Genomic DNA, 19,850 nt, shown 5'->3' with positions numbered 1-19,850 from the left:
GACCCGAACGAGGAACTCCCGTGCGAATCAAGCTCACGCTGCACCGCCCCGACGCCAGCACGACGAACGTCGCCGTCACGGCCGACGCGACGGCGTCGGTGCGCGACGTCGCCGAGGCGCTGTTCGCGGGCGACCCGACGCGCGCGGGCACCGCCGTCCCGGACCGGCTCACGCTGCAGGTCGGGACGTCGCCGTCGGGCAGCGGCCAGGGCCGCGTGCTGTCGCCGACGAGCGACCTCGTCGAGGCGGGCCTGCGCTCGGGGTCGACCGTCTCGATCGTGCGGGTCTCCGAGCAGTTCGACTCGCCCGGGCAGGACCGCGGGGCCGCGGTCGCCGTGCTGCGCGTGCTGGAGGGCCCCGACGCGGGGCGCGAGTTCTCGCTGCCCGTCGGCACGAGCTACCTCGGGCGCGACCGCAACATGGACATCCGCCTGAGCGACCCGCAGGTGTCGAAGCGGCACGCGCGCATCACGGTCGGCGAGACGATCGAGATCACGGACACGAACTCCGCGAACGGCCTGGTCATGGGCGGTCAGCGCATGCTGCGCTCGACGCTCACGTCCGCGGACACCGTGACGATCGGCTCGACCGTGGTCTCGGTCGTCGCGCTGCACCGCACGACGAGCCTCGCGCCGACGAGCCCCGTCGTGGAGTTCAACCGGTCCCCGCGCGTCGTGGCCCGCTTCGGCGAGCGCAAGCTGCGCGCGCCCAAGCCGCCGCAGCCGCCCGAGCCGCAGCGGTTCCCCTACCTCGCGATGGTCGCGCCGCTCCTCATGGGCGTGATCCTCTACTCCGTCACGCGCAACGTCCTGTCGATCGTCTTCATCGGGCTCAGCCCGATCCTCATGCTCGGCAACTACCTCGACCAGAAGGTGCAGGCGCGGCGCAAGCTCAAGGCGCAGCGCGAGCAGTTCGAGGCTGCCGTCGTCGCGATGCGCGACACGATCGACCGCACGCACGCGGTCGAGCGCGCGGTGCGGCTGTCCGAGGCGCCCTCGGTGGCCGACACGGTCGACGCGGTGCGGCGCCTCGGCGGCCTGCTGTGGACGCACCGCCCGGAGCACGACGCGTTCCTCTCCGTCCGGATCGGTCTCGGCTCCGCGCCCGCGCGCACGCAGCTCGAGCAGCCGAACGAGAACAACACGCTGCCGGAGTACTGGAACGAGCTCGAGAAGCTGCACGCGCAGTGCGCCACGATCTCCGGCGTCCCGGTCGTCGCGCGCCTGCGGACCGACGGCGCGCTCGGGGTCGCGGGGGCGGGCGCCGCGGTCGACGCCGTCGCGCGCGGCGTGCTGGTCCAGCTCGCGGGCCTGCACTCGCCGTCGGAGCTCGTGCTCGCGGCCGTGACGTCGCAGCGCTCGCGCGCGGACTGGGAGTGGCTCGAGTGGCTCCCGCACACCGGGTCGGCCCACAGCCCGCTGGGCGGCGAGCACCTCGCCGACAACCCGGGGGCCGCGCAGTCGCTCCTGTCCCGGCTCGAGGACCTCGTCGAGCTGCGCGGCGCCGACCTCGGCACGCACGCCGAGCTGCGCGGGCCGATCGACCCCGAGGAGGGGGAGGACACCCCCAAGCCGGTCCTGCCGACCGTCGTCGTGCTCGTCGAGGACGACGCCCCGGTCGACCGCTCGCGCCTCACGCGCCTCGTCGAGCGCGGCGCGGACGCGGGCGTGCACGTCGTGTGGGTCGCGCCGTCCGTCGAGCAGCTCCCGGCCGCGTGCCGCACGTTCGTGCTCGTGGACACCGTCGACACCCCGGGCGGCTCCGCCGGCGCGACGAGCGGCGAGGTCCGGGTCGGGCGCCTGACCTTCCCCGTCGCGTGCGAGACGGTGGACCTCGCGACGGCGCACGAGGTAGCGCGCATCCTGGCCCCGGTGGTCGACGTCGGCGCGCCCGTCGACGACGACTCCGACCTCCCGCGCTCGGTCTCCTACCTCGCGCTCGCGGGCACGGCGCTCGCGGAGGATCCGAGCCGGCTCATCGACGCGTGGCGCGAGAACGGGTCGCTCACGCCGCGCGACGGCTCCCCGCCGGTGCGGCGCTCGGCGCCGACCAACCTGCGCGGGCTCGTCGGCCACTCGGGCACCGAGCCGCTCTACCTCGACCTGCGCACGCAGGGCCCGCACGCGCTCGTGGGCGGGACGACGGGCGCGGGCAAGTCCGAGTTCCTCCAGTCCTGGGTGCTCGGCATGGCCGCGGCGCACAGCCCGGACCGCGTGACGTTCCTCTTCGTCGACTACAAGGGCGGCGCCGCGTTCGCGGACTGCGTGAACCTGCCGCACACCGTCGGGCTCGTCACGGACCTCTCGCCCCACCTCGTGCGCCGCGCGCTCACGTCGCTGCGGGCCGAGCTGCGCTACCGCGAGCACCTGCTCAACCGGAAGAAGGCCAAGGACCTCGCGTCCCTCGAGCGCACGGGCGACCCGGACGCGCCGCCGAGCCTGCTCATCGTCGTCGACGAGTTCGCGGCCCTGGTCAACGAGGTCCCCGAGTTCGTGGACGGCGTCGTGGACGTCGCCCAGCGCGGCCGGTCCCTCGGGCTGCACCTCATCCTCGCCACGCAGCGTCCCGCGGGCGTCATCAAGGACAACCTGCGCGCCAACACGAACCTGCGCGTCGCGCTGCGCATGGCCGACGAGGACGACTCGACGGACATCCTCGGCATCCCCATGGCCGCGCACTTCGACCCGTCGATCCCGGGCCGCGGCGCCGTGAAGACCGGCCCCGGCCGGATCACCCCGTTCCAGACCGGCTACGCCGGCGGCTGGACGACGTCGCGCCCCGAGCGCTCCCGGATCGACGTCCAGGAGATGTCGTTCGGCACCGGCGTGCGCTGGGAGCTCCCGGAGCCCGAGGTCGAGGAGGTCACCGACCCGGGCCCCAACGACATCGCGCGCGTCGTCGCGACGATCTCGCGGGCCGCGACCGAGGCCGCCGTCCCGATGCCGCGCAAGCCGTGGCTCGCCGAGCTCGCGCCGACGTACGACCTCGCGCGCCTGCCCAACCCCCGCACCGACACCATGCTGCTGCTCGGCGTGGAGGACGACCCGAAGTCCCAGGCCCAGCCGACGGTGTTCTACGAGCCCGACCGCGACGGCAACATGGCGATCTACGGCACGGGCGGCTCGGGCAAGAGCGCGACGCTGCGGACGATCGCGGTCTCGGCCGCCATCACCGCGCGCGGCGGCCCCGTCCAGGTGTACGCGATCGACGCGGGCGCGAGCGGCCTGCGGATGCTCGAGGACCTGCCGCACGTCGGCGCCGTCATCTCGGGCGACGACGAGGAGCGCGTCCAGCGCCTGCTGCGCACCCTGCGCGACCTCGTCGACGAGCGGTCCGCCCGCTACGCCGCCGTCCGCGCGGGCAGCCTCGACGAGTACCGCCGGCTCGCCGGCGCGCCCGACGAGCCGCGCATCCTGCTGCTGGTCGACGGCATCGGCGCGTTCCGCGAGTCGTACGAGTTCCGGCCCGCGCACGCGTTCCCCGTGTGGGGCGCGTTCACGGCCGTCGCGACCGACGGGCGCCAGGTCGGCGTCCACGTCGTCGTCGCGGGCGACCGCGCGGCGTCCGTCCCGACGTCGCTCGGCTCGACGATCCAGAAGCGGCTCGTGCTGCGCCTCGCGAGCGAGGACGACTACCTGACGCTCGGCGTCCCGAAGGACGTGCTGTCGCTGACGTCCCCGCCCGGGCGCGGCGTCCTCGACGAGAACGAGGTCCAGGTCGCGGTGCTCGGCGGCGACCCGAACGTCGCGCTCCAGGCGCGCGAGCTCGGCAAGCTCCGCGACGCGATGACGCGCCTCGGCATCCCGCAGGCGCCGGGCGTCGAGCGGCTGCCGGACGGCTTCGCGCTCGAGTCGCTGCCCGAGGTCACGGGCGGGCGCCCGACGATCGGCCTCGACGACCTCGACATCGCGCCCGTGGGGCTCCCCGCGCGCGGCACGTTCATGCTCTCCGGCCCTCCCGGGGGCGGCCGCACGACGGCGCTCGTCACCATCGCGCAGGCCGTGCGCCGGGCGCGCGCGGGCCGGGTCGTGTACCTCTCGCCGCGCCGCACGAGCATCTCGGCGCTCGACGCGTGGGACACCGTCGCGACGTCGCCCGAGGAGGTCGTGACGCTCCTCGAGACGCTCACCCAGGCGATCGAGGGCGGGTCGCTGCGCCCGGGCACGCTCACGGTGCTGGTCGAGTCGGTGACCGAGTTCACCGGCACCCCGGCCGAGCAGCCGCTCGTCGCGTTCGTGCGGGCCGCCACGCGGGCCGAGCAGCTCGTCGTGGGCGAGGCGGAGTCCTCGACGTGGGGCCAGGCGTGGGCGATCGCGCAGCCGTTCAAGGCGGGCCGCACCGGCCTGCTCCTGACGCCCGGCGACCTCGACGGCGACACGCTGCTCGGGACGGGGCTGGGCCGCATCCGCCGCGCGGACTTCCCGCCGGGACGCGGTTTCCTCGTGGTCTCGGGCAGGGCGCGCAAGCTGCACGTCGCGCTCCCGCGGTAGCGACGTGACGACCACGGGCACCTCATGGGGACACCTCCCCATCGACGGCGCTCGTGGGCCGATGGTTGAGTACTGCCATCGACAACGGGACGACGTCCACGCAGGGTGGGGGTCGAGACACAGAAGGAGAACACCATGGCTGGTGGCATGTGGGGCGCGAACGTCGAGGAGCTCCGTGGGCTCGGTCAGACGCTGCAGCAGAAGGCGGACGAGATCCGGACGACGATGCAGAACCTGAACTCCCAGATCCAGAGCGTGCCGTGGGAGGGCCCCGACGCCCAGCAGTTCAAGGGCAGCGACTGGCCGGCCGCGCAGACGCAGCTGAACAACGTCGCGCAGACGCTGACGGACGCGGGCCAGAAGGCCACGCAGAACGCGCAGCAGCAGGAGCAGGCTTCGAACAGCTGATCCGGCTGAGCTCCGCCGAGGGCGCGGGACCCCGAGAGGGTCCCGCGCCCTCGGCGTACGCGCGCCCGGGCTCGGGTGCGAGACTGCTGACGCGCCCGGTGGCGCCCACCCCCGACGAGAGGACCTGACGCATGACCGAGCTGCGCTACCCGAGCGACGACTTCCCCGCGCCCGTCGGGGTGCGCGTGGTCGCGCCGGAGAGGTGGGTCCCGCTCCCGCACGTGGGCCTGCCGCTCGCGCTCGGCCGCGAGGTCGACCCGGGGGAGTTCAACCCGAACGTCATCGTCACGGTGTCGCGGATCCGGGCGGAGCAGACGCTCGACGACGCGCACGCCGAGGTGCTCCGCAAGCTCCGGCCGATGCCGCGACTGCGCGAGCTCGACGGCGGCGAGGTGGACGTCGACGGCCTGCCGGGGCGCTGGCTGGAGGCGTCGTTCAAGGGGGGCGGGGGCACGGTCCTCGTGCAGGCGGTGCGCACGGTCGTGGTCCCGCGCGGCCCCGTGGCCGACCTCGTGCAGACGACGGGGACGTGCACGCTGACCCAGCACCCGTGGGCCGCGGCGGAGATCCGCGCGGTCCAGGAGAGCCTCCGCGTCGACCGCTGACCCCGGCGTTACATTCGCCCGGACCGCAAGACGGGGTATCCAGCAGGCGAGACCGGTGTCAGGCTGGTCACGGAGGAGAGGGCCCGAGTGAGGCAACCCTCACCCCAGTCGTACAATCGAGAGGTCTCCTGCGGCCGGTACCCACCGGTCGACGCGGAACGGCCCGTCGGCCGCGCGGGAGAGACCCCCGTCCTCGACCGGAAGGCGCCCTGTCCTGTGAGCAGCATCCGTCCACTGCGCGTCGCGATCGTCGGCGCTGGTCCCGCCGGGATCTACGCCGCGGACATCCTGTCCAAGACCGACCTCGACGTGAGCATCGACCTGTTCGAGCGCCTGCCCGCGCCGTTCGGCCTCGTGCGCTACGGCGTCGCGCCGGACCACCCGCGCATCAAGCAGATCATCGTCGCGCTCCACAAGGTGCTGAGCCGCGGCGACATCCGCCTGCTCGCGAACGTGGACTACGGCGTCGACCTCAAGCTGGACGACCTGCGCCAGTACTACGACGCGGTGATCTTCTCGACCGGCTCGATCCGCGACGCGGCGCTCCCCATCGAGGGCATCGACCTCCCGGGCTCCTACGGCGCGGCGGACTTCGTGTCCTGGTACGACGGCCACCCCGACGTCCCGCGCACGTGGCCGCTCGAGGCCCAGCAGGTCGCGGTCCTCGGTGCCGGCAACGTCGCGCTCGACGTGGCGCGCGTGCTCGCCAAGCACGCGGACGACCTGCTGCCGACCGAGGTCCCGCAGAACGTCTACGAGGCGCTCAAGGCGTCGCCGGTCACCGACGTGCACGTCTTCGCCCGCCGCGGCCCGGCGCAGGCCAAGTTCTCGCCGCTCGAGCTGCGCGAGCTGGGCCACGTCCCGGACGTCGACGTCATCGTCTACCCGGAGGACTTCGAGTTCGACGAGGGCTCGATGGCCGCCATCAGCTCCTCGAACCAGACGAAGCAGGTCGTCAAGACCCTCACCGACTGGACCCTCAAGGACCCGAGCGAGAACACGGCGTCGCGCCGCCTGCACCTGCACTTCCTCCACGCGCCGTCGGCCGTCCTCGGCGACGGCAAGGTCGAGGCGCTGCGGACCGAGCGCACGCGCCTCAACGGCGACGGCACGGTGTCCGGCACGGGCGAGTTCCACGAGTGGCCCGTCCAGGCCGTGTACCGCGCGGTCGGCTACTTCGGCTCGCCGCTCCCGGAGATCCCCTTCGACGAGCTCAAGGGCGTCATCCCCAACCGCGAGGGCCGCGTCGTCGACATCGACGGCGAGCACCTCCCCGGCGTCTACGCGACGGGCTGGATCAAGCGCGGTCCCGTGGGCCTCATCGGGCACACGAAGTCCGACGCGTCCGAGACCGTCCGGCACCTCGTCGAGGACGTCACGGGCGCGGGCGACGGCGGCGACGTCGCGGCGGCCGACCTCACGGCGGGCCGCGTCGCACCGCTCGGCGAGCCCGAGGCCGTCCTGGACTTCCTGCGCGAGCGCGGCGTCGACCCGATCGAGTGGTCGGGCTGGGAGCTCCTGGACGCCTACGAGCGCTCGCTCGGCGAGCCGCACGGACGCGAGCGCATCAAGGTCGTGCCGCGCGAGGACATGATCCGCGTCGCGCGCGGCCAGTCGCAGGCCGGCTGACCCGGCCCCGGCCGCACGCCCGACGGCGCCCCACCCGCACCGGGTGGGGCGCCGTCGTCGTCCCGGGGGTGGTCCGGGGCCTCCCTCGCCGCGGGTGCCCGACGCCGTCGCCCCGCCCGGGAACGGGACGGTCGCCTCGGGCGTTCATCCAGGTGGGCGTCGGCAGGGTCGGCGCCCGTCGGGCGCCCGGCACACCGCGCGGGCGGGCCCGGGGCGCGGAAGGGAGCACAGCGTGGGGCGTCAGCACTTCAACGGTCTCAAGACGGCAGGCCTGTTCGGCGTCATGTGGGCCATCGTCCTGGGCCTGTGGGCCCTGTTCGGCGCGCGCGCGAACCTGCTGTGGGTGTTCGTCGGCATCGGCCTCGTCACGACGTTCTACGGCTACTGGAACTCCGACAAGATCGCCATCCGCGCGATGCACGCGCGCCCGGTGAGCGAGCTCGAGCAGCCCGCCATGTACCGGATCGTGCGCGAGCTCTCGACCGAGGCGCGCCAGCCGATGCCGCGCCTGTACGTCTCGCCCACCCAGGCGCCCAACGCGTTCGCGACGGGTCGCAACCCGAAGAACGCGGCCGTGTGCTGCACCGAGGGCATCCTGCGCCTCCTCGACGAGCGCGAGCTGCGCGGCGTCCTCGGGCACGAGCTCATGCACGTGTACAACCGCGACATCCTCACGTCGTCGGTCGCGGGCGCGCTCGCCGGGGTCATCACGTCGCTCGCGCAGTTCCTGCTGATCTTCGGCGGGGATCGCGACCGCGGCGGCAACCCGCTCGCGGCGATCGCCATGGTGGTCCTCGCGCCGATCGCGGCGATGCTCGTGCAGCTCGCGATCTCGCGCACGCGCGAGTACGACGCGGACGAGGACGGCGCGAAGCTCACCGGCGACCCCCTCGCGCTCGCGTCCGCGCTGCGCAAGCTCGACGCCGGGACGCAGCGCGCCCCGCTGCCGCAGAACCGCGACCTCGTCGACGTCTCGCACCTCATGATCGCCAACCCGTTCCGGGGCGCGGGCGTCGGCAAGATGTTCGCGACCCACCCGCCGATGGCGGAGCGCGTCAAGCGTCTCGAGGCGATGGCCGGACACGGCCCGGGCTACGGCGGCATCACGTACCACTGACCGGCGCGCCCCGGAGTGCGGGGCCTGGAGCCCGGTGGCCGCGCTCAGCGGGCCGTCGACGTCCTCCCGGGTGCGTGGCGCAGGGCCTCCACGGCGTCGAGCAGGACGCGCGCGACGCCGTCGTCGTCGTTCGAGCCCGTGCGGTCGGTCGCCGCCGCGAGCACGTCGGGGTGCGCGTTCGCGACGGCGAACGAGCGCCCCGCCCAGCGCAGCATCGGCAGGTCGTTCGGCATGTCGCCGCACGCCCAGACGTCGCGCGGCTCGACGCCGAGGCGCGCGCACCAGCGCGCGAGCGCGGCGTCCTTGGTGACCGTGGGGGCGAGCAGCTCGGCGAGCCCCGCCGCGCCGGAGTAGGCGAGGTGGGCGCGGTCCCCGACGGCGGCGCGCACGCGCGCGAAGAACGTCTCCTGCGCCGTCGTCTGGCCGTCCGCGACGACGACCGGCTGCGTCGCGGGGGAGTCCTCGACGGGCACGGCGGGGTCGCGCGCGAGGATCTTGCCGACGGGCTGCCGCGTCGCGCCGCCCGGCGCGGCGCCGTGGTCGAGCGTCGTCTCGACCACGGCGACGACGTCGGCGTCGTCGTCCGGCGTGGAGCGGAAGCCCGGGTCGAACGTGGGGCCGTCGACGCGCTCGAACGCGAGGGCGATACCCGGGACGGCGGTGCGCAGGTCCGCGACGAGCGCTGCCGCGTCGTCGTCCGCGAACCCGACCACGTCGAGCGGGCTCGCGGTCGCGAGGTCCCAGACGGCGGCCCCGCCGAGGCAGATGACGTGCCCGTGCCCGCCCACGACGTCGGCCAGCGCGCCGAGCCAGCGCGGCGGCCGGGCGGTGACGAACACCACCTCGACGCCCGCGTGCTCGGCCGCGCGCAGGGCGGAGCGGGTGCGCTCCGAGACGGTGCCGTCGGAGCGCAGGAGCGTGCCGTCGAGGTCCGTCGCGACGACGCGCGGGAGCCCGCTCGACGACGCGTCGGGACGGCCCGGCGCGACCGGGCGCGGGCCGCCGTCGGGCAGGGTCATGGCGAGCTACCGGTAGTTGACGAACTGCAGCGCGACGTCGAGGTCGGCGCCCTTGAGCAGCGCGATGACGGTCTGGAGGTCGTCGCGCGACTTGCTCGTCACGCGCACCTCGTCGCCCGTGATCTGGGTCTTCACGGCCTTGGGGCCCTCGTCGCGGATGATCTTGGTGATCTTCTTCGCGTTCTCGCTCGACAGGCCCTCCTTGAGGGTCGCGACGAGGCGGTACTCCTTGCCCGACGCCTTGGGCTCCTTGTCGCCCGTGTCGAGGGACTTGAGCGAGATGCCGCGCTTGATGAGCTTGGTCTCGAACACGTCGAGGATCGCGAGCACGCGCTCGGCCGAGTTGGCGACCATGACGATGGTCTCGCCGCTCCAGGCGATCGACGCGCCGATGTTGCGGAAGTCGTAGCGCTGCGAGACCTCCTTGGCGGCCTGGTTCAGCGCGTTGTCGACCTCCTGGCGGTCGACCTTGCTGACGATGTCGAACGACGAGTCGGCCATGGGTGGTCCTCTCTCGGGCCGGGAACGGTGCTGGGTCCCACCGTAGTCGAGCGTGCTCAGCGACGGGCCGCGAGGCGCGTCGCCCGGGCGGTGCGCAGACCGTCGACCGACAGCACGACGAGCGCGAGCCAGACGAGCCCGAAGCCCGCCCACCGGGTCGGCGACATGGGCTCGTGGAACACGAGCAGGCCGAACAGGAACTGCAGCGCCGGGCCCAGGTACTGCAGGAGGCCGACGACGCTCAGCGGCAGCCGCCGGGCTGCCGCGCTGAACAGCAGCAGCGGCAGGGCCGTGACGATCCCCGCGGAGGCGAGCAGCAGCGCGTGCCCGACGCCCTCGGTGCCGAACGTGCCGGCGCCCGTGGCGCCCAGCCACCCGAGGTAGACGAGCGCGACGGGCGTGAGCACCGCCGTCTCGACGGCGAGCCCCGGGAGCGCCTCGACGGTGCGGCCCACACGGTTCTTCACCAGGCCGTAGAGGCCGAACGAGCCGGCGAGGACGAGCGCGATCCACGGCAGGCCGCCGGCACCGGTGCTGATGACGACGACGGCGGCCGCGCCGACGCCGACCGCGACCCACTGCGCCGGCCGCAGCCGCTCGCGCAGGACGGCCACGGCGAGGAGCACGGTGACGAGCGGGTTGATGAAGTACCCGAGCGCGGCGTCCAGCACGTGGCCGGAGAGGACGCCGTACACGTAGACCGTCCAGTTCGTCACGATGAGGACGGCGGCGACGGCGAGCGTCCCGAGCGTGCGGGGCGACCGGAGGGCGGTGACGAAGCCCCCGAGCTGGCGCGTCGCGGCGAGCAGCACGAGGCAGAAGAGCAGGCTCCACACGACGCGGTGGGCGATGATCTCGAGCGGTGCGGCCGGCTCCAGGAGCGGGAAGTACAGGGGCATCGCGCCCCAGAGGAAGAACGCGCCGGCACCGAGCAGCAAGCCCCAGCGGTCCGTCGGGGCGGGTGCGCCGCGGCCCGTGCCCGACGGCGCGGGTGCCGCGGCGTCGGACGGTGCGGCGGGGACGGACGGGGCGTCGGGGGGCGCGGGCGTCCCGGTGCCGGGGAGGTGGTCCGGCGCGGGGGAGGGGTGGGTCACCGCACCACTGTACGGAGGGGCGCCCACACGCGGATTTCGCACCTGGTCCGCTCGGGCTGTATCGTTGGCTCGCCCGCACGGCAGGGGCTGCACCTGGTGCAGCGACCACCGGCGAGCGACAACTCCACACGGCAGGTTGCCCGAGCGGCCAAAGGGATCTGACTGTAAATCAGACGGCTCAGCCTTCGGGGGTTCGAATCCCTCACCTGCCACCGGAGCGACGGGGCGTCACCCACGGGTGGCGCCCCGTCGTCGTGCCGGTCCGGTGCGTGGGGCGTGCCCCGCGAGCGCGTCGCCGGGCACGGTCCGACGGCCCGGAAACGGCGGAACGACGCCGATTTCTCTCGGCGCCATGTTCCGTGTAGAGTTTTCCGCGCTGCCCCGATAGCTCAGTCGGCAGAGCGTCTCCATGGTAAGGAGAAGGTCAAGGGTTCGATTCCCTTTCGGGGCTCTGTGGTGACGCGGGGTCGTCTTGCTGGAATACTGCAAGGCGACCTCGCGTTCAGTCACGCGGCGGGGTAGCTCAGATGGTTAGAGCGCACGACTCATAATCGTGAGGTCGCGGGTTCGATCCCCGCCTCCGCTACCACTTTCGACAACCTCGTACGGCGGCCGGCGTCGTGCGACCTGCACAGCACATGCGCCCTCCGGAGGCGCGAGAGGTGGCTCACTACCGTGGCAAGCAAGAGCGCTGACGTTCGCCCCAAGATCACGCTGGCCTGCGTGGACTGCAAGGAGCGCAACTACATCACGAAGAAGAACCGTCGCAACGACCCGGACCGCCTGGAGCTCGCGAAGTTCTGCCCGCGCTGCGGCAAGCACACCGCGCACCGCGAGACCCGCTGAGCCTCCGGCTCCGCACCCGCGACCCGCAGTGAGCGTCAACCTGGCCTACGTCGGCCGCGCGTACCCCGCCAACGCGCCGTACTCGGTGGGGCGCGAGAAGCTGCGCGAGTTCGCGGGCGCCGTCGGCGCCACCCACCCCGTGCACCACGACCTCGTGGCGGCGCGGGGTGCTGGCTATCCGGACCTCGTCGCACCTCCGACCTTCGCGGTCGTCGTCGCCCAGCGGGCGGAGGGGCAGCTCGTCGAGGACCCGGAGGCGGGCATCGACTTCTCGCGCGTCGTCCACGCGGACGAGCGCTTCACGCACCACCGGCCGATCGTCGCGGGCGACGAGCTCGTGACCGTGCTGCACGTGGACTCGATCGTCGAGCGAGCCGGCCTCGCGATGGTCACCACGCGCTGCGAGATCGCGGCCCTGTCCGACGGCGGCACCGAGCCGGTCGCGACCGTCACCTCGACCCTCGCCGTCCGCGGGGAGGGCGCATGAGCACCGACGTCACCCGCCCCGTCCTCGCCGACCTCTCCGTCGGCGACGTGATCGGCACGCGCACGGTCGAGGTCGACCGCGCCCGCCTCGTGCGGTACGCCGGCGCGAGCGGCGACTTCAACCCCATCCACTGGAACGACGCGTTCGCGGCCGAGGTCGGCCTGCCGGGCGTCATCGCGCACGGCATGTTCACCATGGGTGCCGCCGTCGCGCTGGTGGAGGACTGGGCCGGCGACCCGGGCGCGGTCGTCGACTACCAGACCCGGTTCACGCGCCCCGTGCCCGTGCCGAACCCGGGCGTCGCGACGCTCGAGGTGACGGGCACCGTCGGCGCGATCGACGCCGAGGCGGGCACCGTCCGTGTCGACCTCACGGTGACGTTCGAGGGTGCGCGCGTGCTCGGCAAGACGCAGGCCGTCGTCCGCCTCTAACGCGCGGTCGCCCTGGGCGACCACGCGCCCCTGACGCCACGAGGGCGCCGCACCCGGCCGGGTGCGGCGCCCTCGTCGTCGTTCCGCGTCCCCACCTGCACCGGGCGAACCACATCGACCACCTCTCGTCCCGGCATGAACCGCAGCCAGGGACGCAGGACTGGCGCCCGCTCCCGACTCGCGCGCGACCCCTTTCGCCGTGAGAGCGCTCCCACTATGGTGGGTCGCGCCACTCACGACGTCGAAGGAGACGCTCATGACCCAGCTCGACGGCCGCTCCGCACGGCCCGACCTCCCTGTGCACGACCGCGGTCCCGCTCGCGGCGTCGACCGACGCACCGTCCTCGCCCTCGGCGGCGCGCTCGCGCTCGCGGGGCTGACCGCGACCCCGGCGGCGGCCCGCTCGGGTGCGACCCTGCCTGCGGCGACGGGCGCCGTCGGGCAGACGGCCGGCGTCCCGGCGCGGGGCCGCGCGGCGTCGGTCCAGCGCGCCCACGGCTTCCTCGCCGCGGCGACCGACGCCTACCCGGAGGTGAACCCCGGCCCGCGGCTCGCGCAGTCCTACGCGGACCAGCTCGGGCTGTTCTCCACGGCGTTCGTCTACGACAACGCTCTCGCGATCCTCGCGACGCTCACCGCGGGGCGACGCCACCTCGACCGCGCGCGGGCGCTCGGCGACGGGCTCGTCTTCGCGCTCGAGCACGACCCCGACCACGACGACGGCCGGCTCCGGCAGGCGTACAACGTCGGGCCCTACACGTTCTACGACGGCACGCCGCAGGAGCACGGGCTCGTGCTCCCCGACGGGACGGCGAACGTCGGGTGGCAGTTCGGCTTCCTCGGGACGGCGGTCGGGGACATGGCCTGGCCGGGCATCGCCCTGCTGCACCTGCACGCCGTGACGCGCGAGCGGCGCCACCTCGACGCCGCCCGGCGGATCGGCGAGTGGATCGTCGCGAACACGTGGTCGCAGGCGCCCCTCGGCGGGTTCTCGTTCGGCGTGGACGGCGGCAACGCCCCGATCCCCAACGGCTCGACCGAGCACAACGTCGACTGCGTCGCCTTCTTCCGCCAGCTCGGGTCCGTGACGCGCGACCGGCGCTGGAGCCGTGCCGCCGAGCACGCGCGCGCGTTCGTCGACCGCATGTGGGAGCCCGACGGCGGCTACCTCTACACCGGCACGAACGACGGCACCGAGATCAACCGGGACCCGCTCCCGCTCGACCCGCAGACGTGGGGGTGGCTCGCGCTGCGCGAGCGGCGCTACGCCCGTGCCCTGGACTGGGCGGACGACGCGCTGGCGGCGCGCGACGTCGCGGGCGAGGGCGCGTCGCAGCTCCCTGCGGGCACGGTCGTCGAGGGCGTGACGTTCTCGAGCGCGAGCCTCACGTCGACGGCCTCGTACAACGACCTGCCGGTGCACCCGCAGGGCGTGTGGCTGGAGGGGGCGGCGCAGCTCGCGTCGGCGCTGGCGGACCGCGGGGCGCGCGGGCGGGGGAGTCGCCACGACCGGCGGCGAGGACGCCGGGGCTGCGAGCGGCACGACGACCGGGTCCGCGCCGAGGGCCTGCTGCGCGAGGTCCAGGGCGTGCAGGAGGGCGTCGGCGCCGGTCAGACGATCGGGGGCGCGCCGCTGCCCGAGCGCGCGGGCGTCGTCGCGGCGTCGAGCCTGCTCGACTCGGGGTTCGGGTTCGGGTACTTCCAGGTCCAGCACGTCGGCGCGACGTCGTGGTACCTGCTCGCCGCGGCGCGCGCGAACCCGCTCCAGCCGGGCCGGCTGGGCTGACGCGGGCGCTCAAGTGGTGGGGGCGGCGCCCGTCGTCGTCCCCACCACGAGCTCGACGTCGAGCTCGACCGTGGTGGGCGCCTCGCCCGCGAGCTGGCGGATGACGGCCAGCCCGAGCTCGGCGCCCTTGCGCGCGAGCGGCTGGTGCACGCTCGTCAGCACGTCGGGGGCCAGCCACGGGAGGTCGAGCCCGTCGAACCCCGCGACCGAGACGTCGTCGGGCACGCGCAGCCCGAGCTCGCGCGCGGCGAGCAGCGCGCCCGCCGCGAGGAGATCGGAGTGGGCGATGACGGCGGTCGGCCGGGTCGCGGGGTCGGCCGGCTCGGTCGTCCCGTCGGCCGCGGTGCGGCCGAGCAGGGCGAGCGTGGCGGAGCGGCCGTGCTCGACGAGCGAGGCCTCGGTCTCCCAGCTCGCGACCGGCTCGACGACGTCGCGCACGCCCGCGAGGCGGTTGGCCGTCGGGGTGCGGTCCACCTGCGCGAGCCGCGCGGCGTCGAGCGGTCCGCTGCGGTCGGACGTGTCGAGGGGGAGCGAGACCTCGGCGATGCGCGTGTGCCCGAGCTCGACCAGGTGCCGCACGGCGTCCGCGGTGCCCGCGCGGTCGTGGATGAGGACGAGCGGGGCGCCCTCGACGGGGCGGCCCTCGCCGACGACGACGGGCACGCCGCGCCGCTGGAGCGCGGCGAGCGTCGCGTCGTCCGTGCCGACGCCCCACACGAGCACCGCGACGTCCATGGCCGCGCTCTCGACGAGCGGGTCGACGGCGCGCGCGGGGTCGTCGGACGGGATGCCGGGGATGAGCAGCACGCCGAGGCCGTTCTCGCCCAGCGTCGAGACGAGGCCGTCGAGCACCTGGACGGCGACCGGGTCGCGGAACGCGCGGCGGAGCTGGTCGCCGACGACGACCCCCACGACGCCCGACCGGCCCGAGCGGAGCTGGCGGCCCAACGGGTTCGGTCCGGTGTACCCGAGCTCCTTCGCGGCGTCGAGCACGCGCGCGCGGGTCTCCGGGGTGATCGGCCCGGCGCCGGAGAACGCGAGGGAGGCCGTCGAGACGGAGACCCCCGCGAGCTCGGCGACCTTGGCGAGCGTGGGCCGGTGAGCCGGCGCGGCGGGCGCCGCGGGCTCCCGGTTCCCGGGGGTGTCGCTCATCACGCTCCCTGCCTCCCGCGGGCGCGGGATTCTCGATTGACGCGCGGCCAGCGTACCCGCACACTGGTGACCATGCCTCGAATCGATTCGAAGCGCACTCTCCTCCGTCGGATCGAATCGATTCGAGGAGGTGCTGCGCAGTTCCCGTCCGGCCCCGAGTCCGACGCCCGCGCCCTGGCCAGGGCCCGCTGGGTGCTCCTCGGGGTGTTCGCGCTCAACGGCGTCATGATGTCGAGCTGGCTCGCGCGCCTCCCCTCCGTGCGCGACGCGCTCGGCCTCGGCCCCGCAGACCTGGGCGTCGTGCTCCTCGCGGGCGCCGTCGGGGCGCTCCTCACGGTCACCGCGGCCGGACCCTTCGTCACGCGGTTCGGCGGCCGGGTCGCGTTCGCCGTCTCGGCGGGCCTGTTCGGCGTCGCGTTCCTCCTGCTCGGGCTCGGCCCTGCGACCGGGTCGGTCGCGCTCCTCGCCGCGGGCATCTTCGTCAACGGCATGGCGTTCTCGCTCGGCAACGTGCCGATGAACGTGGAGAGCGCGGGCATCGAGCGGCGCGTTGGGCGCACCATCCTGCCCCAGTTCCACGCCGCGTTCTCCGTCGGCGCCGTCGTGGGCTCGCTGGTCGGCGCGGCGTGCGCGCACGCCGAGGTGCCCGTCGTCGTGCAGTTCGTCGCGACCGGGGTCGTCGCCACGGTGTGGCGGCTCGCCGCGATCCCCGCCACGGTGCACGACACCCTCCCGACGCGGACCCCCGCGCCCGGCACCACGTCGCCGGCCCCGGTCGACGCGCTCGGCGACGCCGTCGTCGACGTCGAGACGGCGGGCCTGCGCGCGCGCCTCGCCCGGCGCGGTGCCCGGCTCGGCGCCGCGCTGTCGGCATGGCGCGAGCCCCGCACGCTGCTCATCGGGCTCGTCATCCTCTCGGCCGCGCTCTCCGAGGGCTCCGCCAACGACTGGCTGTCCCTCGCCGTCGTGGACGGGTTCGCGCAGACCGAGGCCGTCGGCGCGGTCGTGTTCGGCACGTTCGTCGCCGCCATGACCGTCATGCGCCTCGCGGGCACCCGCCTCATCGACCGGTTCGGCCGCGTCACCGTGCTCCGCGCGTCGGGCGTGGCGTCGATCGCCGGTCTCGTGCTGTTCGGGTTCGCGCCGACGCTCCCGCTCGCGGCCGTCGGGGTCGTCCTGTGGGGCTTCGGCGCCGCGCTCGCGGTGCCCGTCGGGATCGCCGCGGCGTCCGACGAGCCCCTGCGGGCCGCGAGCCGCGTCTCGGTCGTGTCGGCGTTCTCCTCGATGGCGTCGCTCGCCGCACCGCCGCTCCTCGGCCTCGCCGCCGAGGCGATGGGCGCGCGCCACGCGCTCGTCCTCATCGTCGCCGCGATGGTCCTCAGCGTCCTCCTCGCGCGCCAGGTCGCGCCCCTGGGCACCGCCGCCGCCCGTGCGGCGCGCCCGGCGCGCGGCACCGACGACGCCGCACCCGTCGCGGTGCAGGATGGTCCGGTGGACGTCCTGACCTCCGGCGCGCACGCCCCGGACGCCGTGGGCGGCCCCGCCCCGGCCGACGGCGCCCGTCGTCGCCGCCCGTGGCGCAGCGTCCGCGCGGGGGCTTCCGCCACCGCCCACCGGGCTGCGTCCCGCCGCCCCCGCACCCGCCCGTCGCACCGCCGCGAGGAGACCTCCGCATGACCACCGCCCGTCCCGACCGCCGCGTCGTCGCCCTCGCTACCTGGTCCGTCTTCGCGGTCTTCTTCCTCAACGGGTTCAACTTCGCGACGTGGGCCTCGCGCCTGCCCGCGGTGCGGGACTCGCTCGGCTTCACCGAGGCGCAGATGGGCCTCCTGCTGCTCTTCATGGCGGTGGGGTCGCTCCTCGCGCTGCCGCTGTCCGGGATGGTCGTCCAGCGGCTCGGTGCGTCGAAGGCCGTGACGGTCTTCGCCGTGACCAACGTCGTCGGGCTCGTCACCGCGGTCACGGGCGTCGCGACGGGGGAGGACGTCGTCGTGCGCGTCGGGCTGTTCCTCGCCGGGATCGGCACCGGCGTGTGGGACGCCGCGATGAACCTCGAGGGCGCCGCCGTCGAGCAGCGGCTCGGCAAGGCGATCATGCCGCGCTTCCACGCCGGGTTCTCGTTCGGCACCATGGCCGGCGCCGGCGTCGGTGCGCTCATGGCCGCGCTCCACGTGCCGGTCCAGGCGCACCTCACGGCCGCCGTCGTGCTGAGCCTCGTCGGCGTCCTGTGGTCCGTGCGGTTCTTCCTCCCCGCGGGCCAGGTGGACCACGCGGTCGCCGACGCCGTCGAGGACGCCGCGGGTGCCGACCCCGCCGCCGCAGCCGGGAGCGGCGCGTCGCACGGGACGGGCAAGGACGCGCGCGGGGCCCTCAGCGCGTGGACCGAGCCGCGCACCCTCCTCATCGGCCTCGTCGTGCTCGCGGCCGCGCTCACCGAGGGCGCCGCGAACGACTGGGTGAGCCTCGCCGTCGTCGACGGGTTCGGCACGTCCGACGCGATGGGCGCCGTCGGCCTCGCCGTGTTCCTCACCGCCATGACCGGGATGCGCCTGCTCGGGACGGGCCTGCTCGACCGCTACGGCCGCGTCGCCGTCCTGCGCCTGGGCGCCGCGCTCGCGCTGCTCGGCCTGCTCGTGTTCACGCTCTCCCCGAACCTCTGGGTCGCGCTCGTCGGGGTCGTCGCGTGGGGCATGGGTGCGGCGCTCGGGTTCCCCGTGGGGATGAGCGCCGCGTCCGACGACCCGGCGCGCGCCGCCGTGCGCGTGAGCGTCGTCGCGACGATCGGGTACTCCGCGTTCTTCATGGGGCCGCCGCTCATCGGCTTCCTCGCCGAGCACGTCGGCTACCGCGGGGCGCTCCTCGTGATCGCCGTGCCCGTCGTCGTCGGCCTGCTGGTCGTCGGCGCGACGCGCCCGCTCCCCACGGCCGCTGGTGCCGCGGGCCAGCAGGCCGCCCAGGGCGCGGACCGCGCGGGGCGCGCCGACTGACGGGGAACCCGAACTACGCTGGACGGGTGACCTGCGAACCTGCCGCCCCCGTGGACCGTGACCTGCCCGAGATCGTCGGGACCGCCCCGGGGCTGCGTCCCGAGGCCGTCGGGACGCCGTCGCTCGCCGAGCTGACGACGCTGCGCGTGGGCGGGCCGGCGGACCGGTACGTCGAGGCGCACAGCGAGGCCGAGCTGCTGGAGATCGTCCGGGCCGCCGACGAGGCGGGGGAGCCGCTCCTCGTGATCGGCGGAGGCTCCAACCTGCTCGTGGGCGACGAGGGTTTCGGCGGCGTCGTCGTGCGCGACCTGCGGCGCGGGATCACCGTCGACGCGGAGGACTCGTGCGGGGGCGCGAGCTTCCACGCCCCGGCGGGCCAGGACTGGGACGAGCTCGTGGCGCGCGCGGTCGCGGAGGAGTGGGTCGGGGTCGAGGCGCTGTCGGGCATCCCGGGCACCGTGGGCGCGGCGCCGGTCCAGAACATCGGCGCGTACGGGCAGGACGTCGCGGGCGTGGTCTCGACCGTGCGGGTCTGGGACCGCGAGCGCTCGCGCGTGCGCACGCTCGCCCTGGGCGAGCTCGCGTTCGGCTACCGGACGTCGCTGCTCAAGCGCAGCATGCACGTGGACGCCGGCGCCGGGTCCGACGACGACGGTCCCTGGTACCCGTCGCCCCGCTACGTCGTGCTCGACGTGGGCTTCCAGGCGCGGCTCGGGTCGTTGTCGGCGCCGGTCGCGTACCCCGAGCTGGCACGCACGCTCGGCGTCCAGGTCGGGGACCGCGCGCCGAGCGCGGACGTGCGCGCCGCCGTGCTCGCCCTGCGCGCGCGCAAGGGCATGCTGCTCGACGGCGCCGGCCCCGACGTCGACCCCGCGGCGGGGCCCGACCACGACCGTTGGAGCGCCGGGTCGTTCTTCACGAACCCCGTCGTCCCGGCGGAGCAGGCGGACCTGCTCCCGGCCGAGGCCCCGCGGTACCCGGTCCGCACGGCGACCCCGACCCGGACCACCGGCCCGAGCCTCGGCGGGATCGACCCGACGCTCGTGAAGACGTCGGCCGCGTGGCTCATCGAGCACGCGGGCTTCACCAAGGGGTTCGGCGTGCACGGCCCGTCGAGCCTCGCGCGGCTGTCGACGAAGCACACGCTCGCGCTGACGAACCGCGGCGGGGCGAGCGCGGAGGACGTCGTCGAGCTCGCCCGCGCGGTGCGCGACGGCGTCGTCGAGGCGTTCGGCGTCGAGCTCGTGCCGGAGCCGGTGCTCGTCGGCGTCGCGCTCTGACCCGTCCGACGCGCGGGG

At 74.7% G+C, this 19,850-nt stretch carries 16 protein-coding genes and 3 tRNA genes; 15 read left to right on the top strand and 4 right to left on the bottom strand.

Annotated features, from left to right (window positions below; genetic code table 11):
- The first annotated feature begins 20 nt into the window (after positions 1 to 20).
- The 5 genes from B9L22_RS01590 (at position 21) to htpX (ending at position 8,249) form a co-directional block, all read left to right on the top strand.
- Positions 21 to 4,490, top strand: a complete 4,470-nt coding sequence (locus B9L22_RS01590; RefSeq protein WP_086148981.1) for an FtsK/SpoIIIE domain-containing protein — start codon at positions 21 to 23, stop codon at positions 4,488 to 4,490.
- A gap of 135 nt (positions 4,491 to 4,625) precedes the next feature.
- Entirely contained in the window at positions 4,626 to 4,898 is a 273-nt protein-coding gene (locus B9L22_RS01585) for a WXG100 family type VII secretion target (RefSeq protein WP_021482523.1), read from the top strand.
- Positions 4,899 to 5,029: 131 nt separating this feature from the next.
- Positions 5,030 to 5,503, top strand: coding sequence for an LpqN/LpqT family lipoprotein (locus tag B9L22_RS01580; protein WP_051876672.1), 474 nt, complete (start codon positions 5,030 to 5,032; stop codon positions 5,501 to 5,503).
- Positions 5,504 to 5,719: 216 nt separating this feature from the next.
- On the top strand, positions 5,720 to 7,132 hold the full coding sequence (locus B9L22_RS01575; protein ID WP_034653179.1) for an FAD-dependent oxidoreductase: 1,413 nt from the start codon (positions 5,720 to 5,722) through the stop codon (positions 7,130 to 7,132).
- 232 nt (positions 7,133 to 7,364) lie between these two features.
- Positions 7,365 to 8,249: a zinc metalloprotease HtpX gene (gene htpX / locus B9L22_RS01570; RefSeq protein WP_086148980.1), complete on the top strand. Its 885-nt coding sequence runs from the start codon at positions 7,365 to 7,367 to the stop codon at positions 8,247 to 8,249.
- A gap of 44 nt (positions 8,250 to 8,293) precedes the next feature.
- Here the strand turns inward: htpX and B9L22_RS01565 are convergent, their stop codons facing one another.
- Genes B9L22_RS01565 through rarD form a run of 3 tightly spaced genes read right to left on the bottom strand, consistent with a single transcriptional unit; the run spans position 8,294 to position 10,863 of the window.
- Entirely contained in the window at positions 8,294 to 9,268 is a 975-nt protein-coding gene (locus tag B9L22_RS01565) for an HAD family hydrolase (RefSeq protein ID WP_086148979.1), read from the bottom strand.
- Between the two features lie 6 nt (positions 9,269 to 9,274).
- Positions 9,275 to 9,769 (bottom strand): YajQ family cyclic di-GMP-binding protein, encoded by a 495-nt coding sequence (locus B9L22_RS01560; protein ID WP_086148978.1) that lies wholly within the window; start codon positions 9,767 to 9,769, stop codon positions 9,275 to 9,277.
- 56 nt (positions 9,770 to 9,825) lie between these two features.
- Positions 9,826 to 10,863: an EamA family transporter RarD gene (rarD, locus tag B9L22_RS01555; RefSeq protein WP_086148977.1), complete on the bottom strand. Its 1,038-nt coding sequence runs from the start codon at positions 10,861 to 10,863 to the stop codon at positions 9,826 to 9,828.
- A 130-nt stretch (positions 10,864 to 10,993) separates the two neighbouring features.
- On the opposite strand from rarD, the gene B9L22_RS01550 reads away from it, so the two are divergent.
- The 7 genes from B9L22_RS01550 (at position 10,994) to B9L22_RS01520 (ending at position 14,413) form a co-directional block, all read left to right on the top strand.
- Positions 10,994 to 11,075, top strand: a tRNA-Tyr gene (locus B9L22_RS01550).
- A gap of 166 nt (positions 11,076 to 11,241) precedes the next feature.
- Positions 11,242 to 11,314 (top strand) — tRNA-Thr (locus B9L22_RS01545).
- A 61-nt stretch (positions 11,315 to 11,375) separates the two neighbouring features.
- Positions 11,376 to 11,452: transfer RNA gene (locus B9L22_RS01540), tRNA-Met, on the top strand.
- An 86-nt stretch (positions 11,453 to 11,538) separates the two neighbouring features.
- Entirely contained in the window at positions 11,539 to 11,709 is a 171-nt protein-coding gene (rpmG, locus tag B9L22_RS19880; RefSeq protein WP_021482899.1) for a 50S ribosomal protein L33, read from the top strand.
- 28 nt (positions 11,710 to 11,737) lie between these two features.
- Positions 11,738 to 12,196: a MaoC family dehydratase N-terminal domain-containing protein gene (locus tag B9L22_RS01530; protein ID WP_086148976.1), complete on the top strand. Its 459-nt coding sequence runs from the start codon at positions 11,738 to 11,740 to the stop codon at positions 12,194 to 12,196.
- Entirely contained in the window at positions 12,193 to 12,627 is a 435-nt protein-coding gene (locus B9L22_RS01525; RefSeq protein ID WP_086148975.1) for a MaoC family dehydratase, read from the top strand. Before B9L22_RS01530 ends, B9L22_RS01525 begins: the two co-directional genes overlap by 4 nt.
- Before the next feature lie 256 nt (positions 12,628 to 12,883).
- Positions 12,884 to 14,413: a Tat pathway signal sequence domain protein gene (locus B9L22_RS01520; RefSeq protein WP_086148974.1), complete on the top strand. Its 1,530-nt coding sequence runs from the start codon at positions 12,884 to 12,886 to the stop codon at positions 14,411 to 14,413.
- Between the two features lie 9 nt (positions 14,414 to 14,422).
- Here the strand turns inward: B9L22_RS01520 and B9L22_RS01515 are convergent, their stop codons facing one another.
- Entirely contained in the window at positions 14,423 to 15,565 is a 1,143-nt protein-coding gene (locus B9L22_RS01515) for a LacI family DNA-binding transcriptional regulator (RefSeq protein ID WP_085388412.1), read from the bottom strand.
- Between the two features lie 192 nt (positions 15,566 to 15,757).
- On the opposite strand from B9L22_RS01515, the gene B9L22_RS01510 reads away from it, so the two are divergent.
- The 3 genes from B9L22_RS01510 (at position 15,758) to B9L22_RS01500 (ending at position 19,832) form a co-directional block, all read left to right on the top strand.
- Positions 15,758 to 17,242 carry an MFS transporter gene (locus tag B9L22_RS01510; RefSeq protein ID WP_233139578.1) on the top strand — a complete coding sequence of 495 codons (1,485 nt, stop codon included), beginning with the start codon at positions 15,758 to 15,760 and terminating at the stop codon, positions 17,240 to 17,242.
- Positions 17,239 to 18,552 (top strand): MFS transporter, encoded by a 1,314-nt coding sequence (locus tag B9L22_RS01505; RefSeq protein WP_085388844.1) that lies wholly within the window; start codon positions 17,239 to 17,241, stop codon positions 18,550 to 18,552. Before B9L22_RS01510 ends, B9L22_RS01505 begins: the two co-directional genes overlap by 4 nt.
- A 62-nt stretch (positions 18,553 to 18,614) precedes the next feature.
- On the top strand, positions 18,615 to 19,832 hold the full coding sequence (locus tag B9L22_RS01500) for a UDP-N-acetylmuramate dehydrogenase (protein ID WP_369824804.1): 1,218 nt from the start codon (positions 18,615 to 18,617) through the stop codon (positions 19,830 to 19,832).
- Positions 19,833 to 19,850: the final 18 nt, after the last annotated feature.

Source organism: Cellulosimicrobium sp. KWT-B (assembly GCF_002127155.1).
Classification (GTDB): domain Bacteria; phylum Actinomycetota; class Actinomycetes; order Actinomycetales; family Cellulomonadaceae; genus Cellulosimicrobium; species Cellulosimicrobium funkei.
The sequence above is the reverse complement of the archived record's forward strand: the minus strand, read 5'-3'. Positions and strand labels throughout refer to the sequence as shown.

What these genes read in the sequence shown, in the direction of transcription:
- B9L22_RS01580 (WP_051876672.1), top strand. Translation starts at nt 5,030, where the DNA reads ATGACCGAGCTGCGCTACCCGAGCGACGACTTCCCCGCGCCCGTCGGG.
- B9L22_RS01525 (WP_086148975.1), top strand. Translation starts at nt 12,193, where the DNA reads ATGAGCACCGACGTCACCCGCCCCGTCCTCGCCGACCTCTCCGTCGGC.
- B9L22_RS01515 (WP_085388412.1), bottom strand. Translation starts at nt 15,565, where the DNA reads ATGAGCGACACCCCCGGGAACCGGGAGCCCGCGGCGCCCGCCGCGCCG.
- B9L22_RS01505 (WP_085388844.1), top strand. Translation starts at nt 17,239, where the DNA reads ATGACCACCGCCCGTCCCGACCGCCGCGTCGTCGCCCTCGCTACCTGG.
- B9L22_RS01585 (WP_021482523.1), top strand. Translation starts at nt 4,626, where the DNA reads ATGGCTGGTGGCATGTGGGGCGCGAACGTCGAGGAGCTCCGTGGGCTC.
- B9L22_RS01565 (WP_086148979.1), bottom strand. Translation starts at nt 9,268, where the DNA reads ATGACCCTGCCCGACGGCGGCCCGCGCCCGGTCGCGCCGGGCCGTCCC.
- B9L22_RS01560 (WP_086148978.1), bottom strand. Translation starts at nt 9,769, where the DNA reads ATGGCCGACTCGTCGTTCGACATCGTCAGCAAGGTCGACCGCCAGGAG.
- B9L22_RS01520 (WP_086148974.1), top strand. Translation starts at nt 12,884, where the DNA reads ATGACCCAGCTCGACGGCCGCTCCGCACGGCCCGACCTCCCTGTGCAC.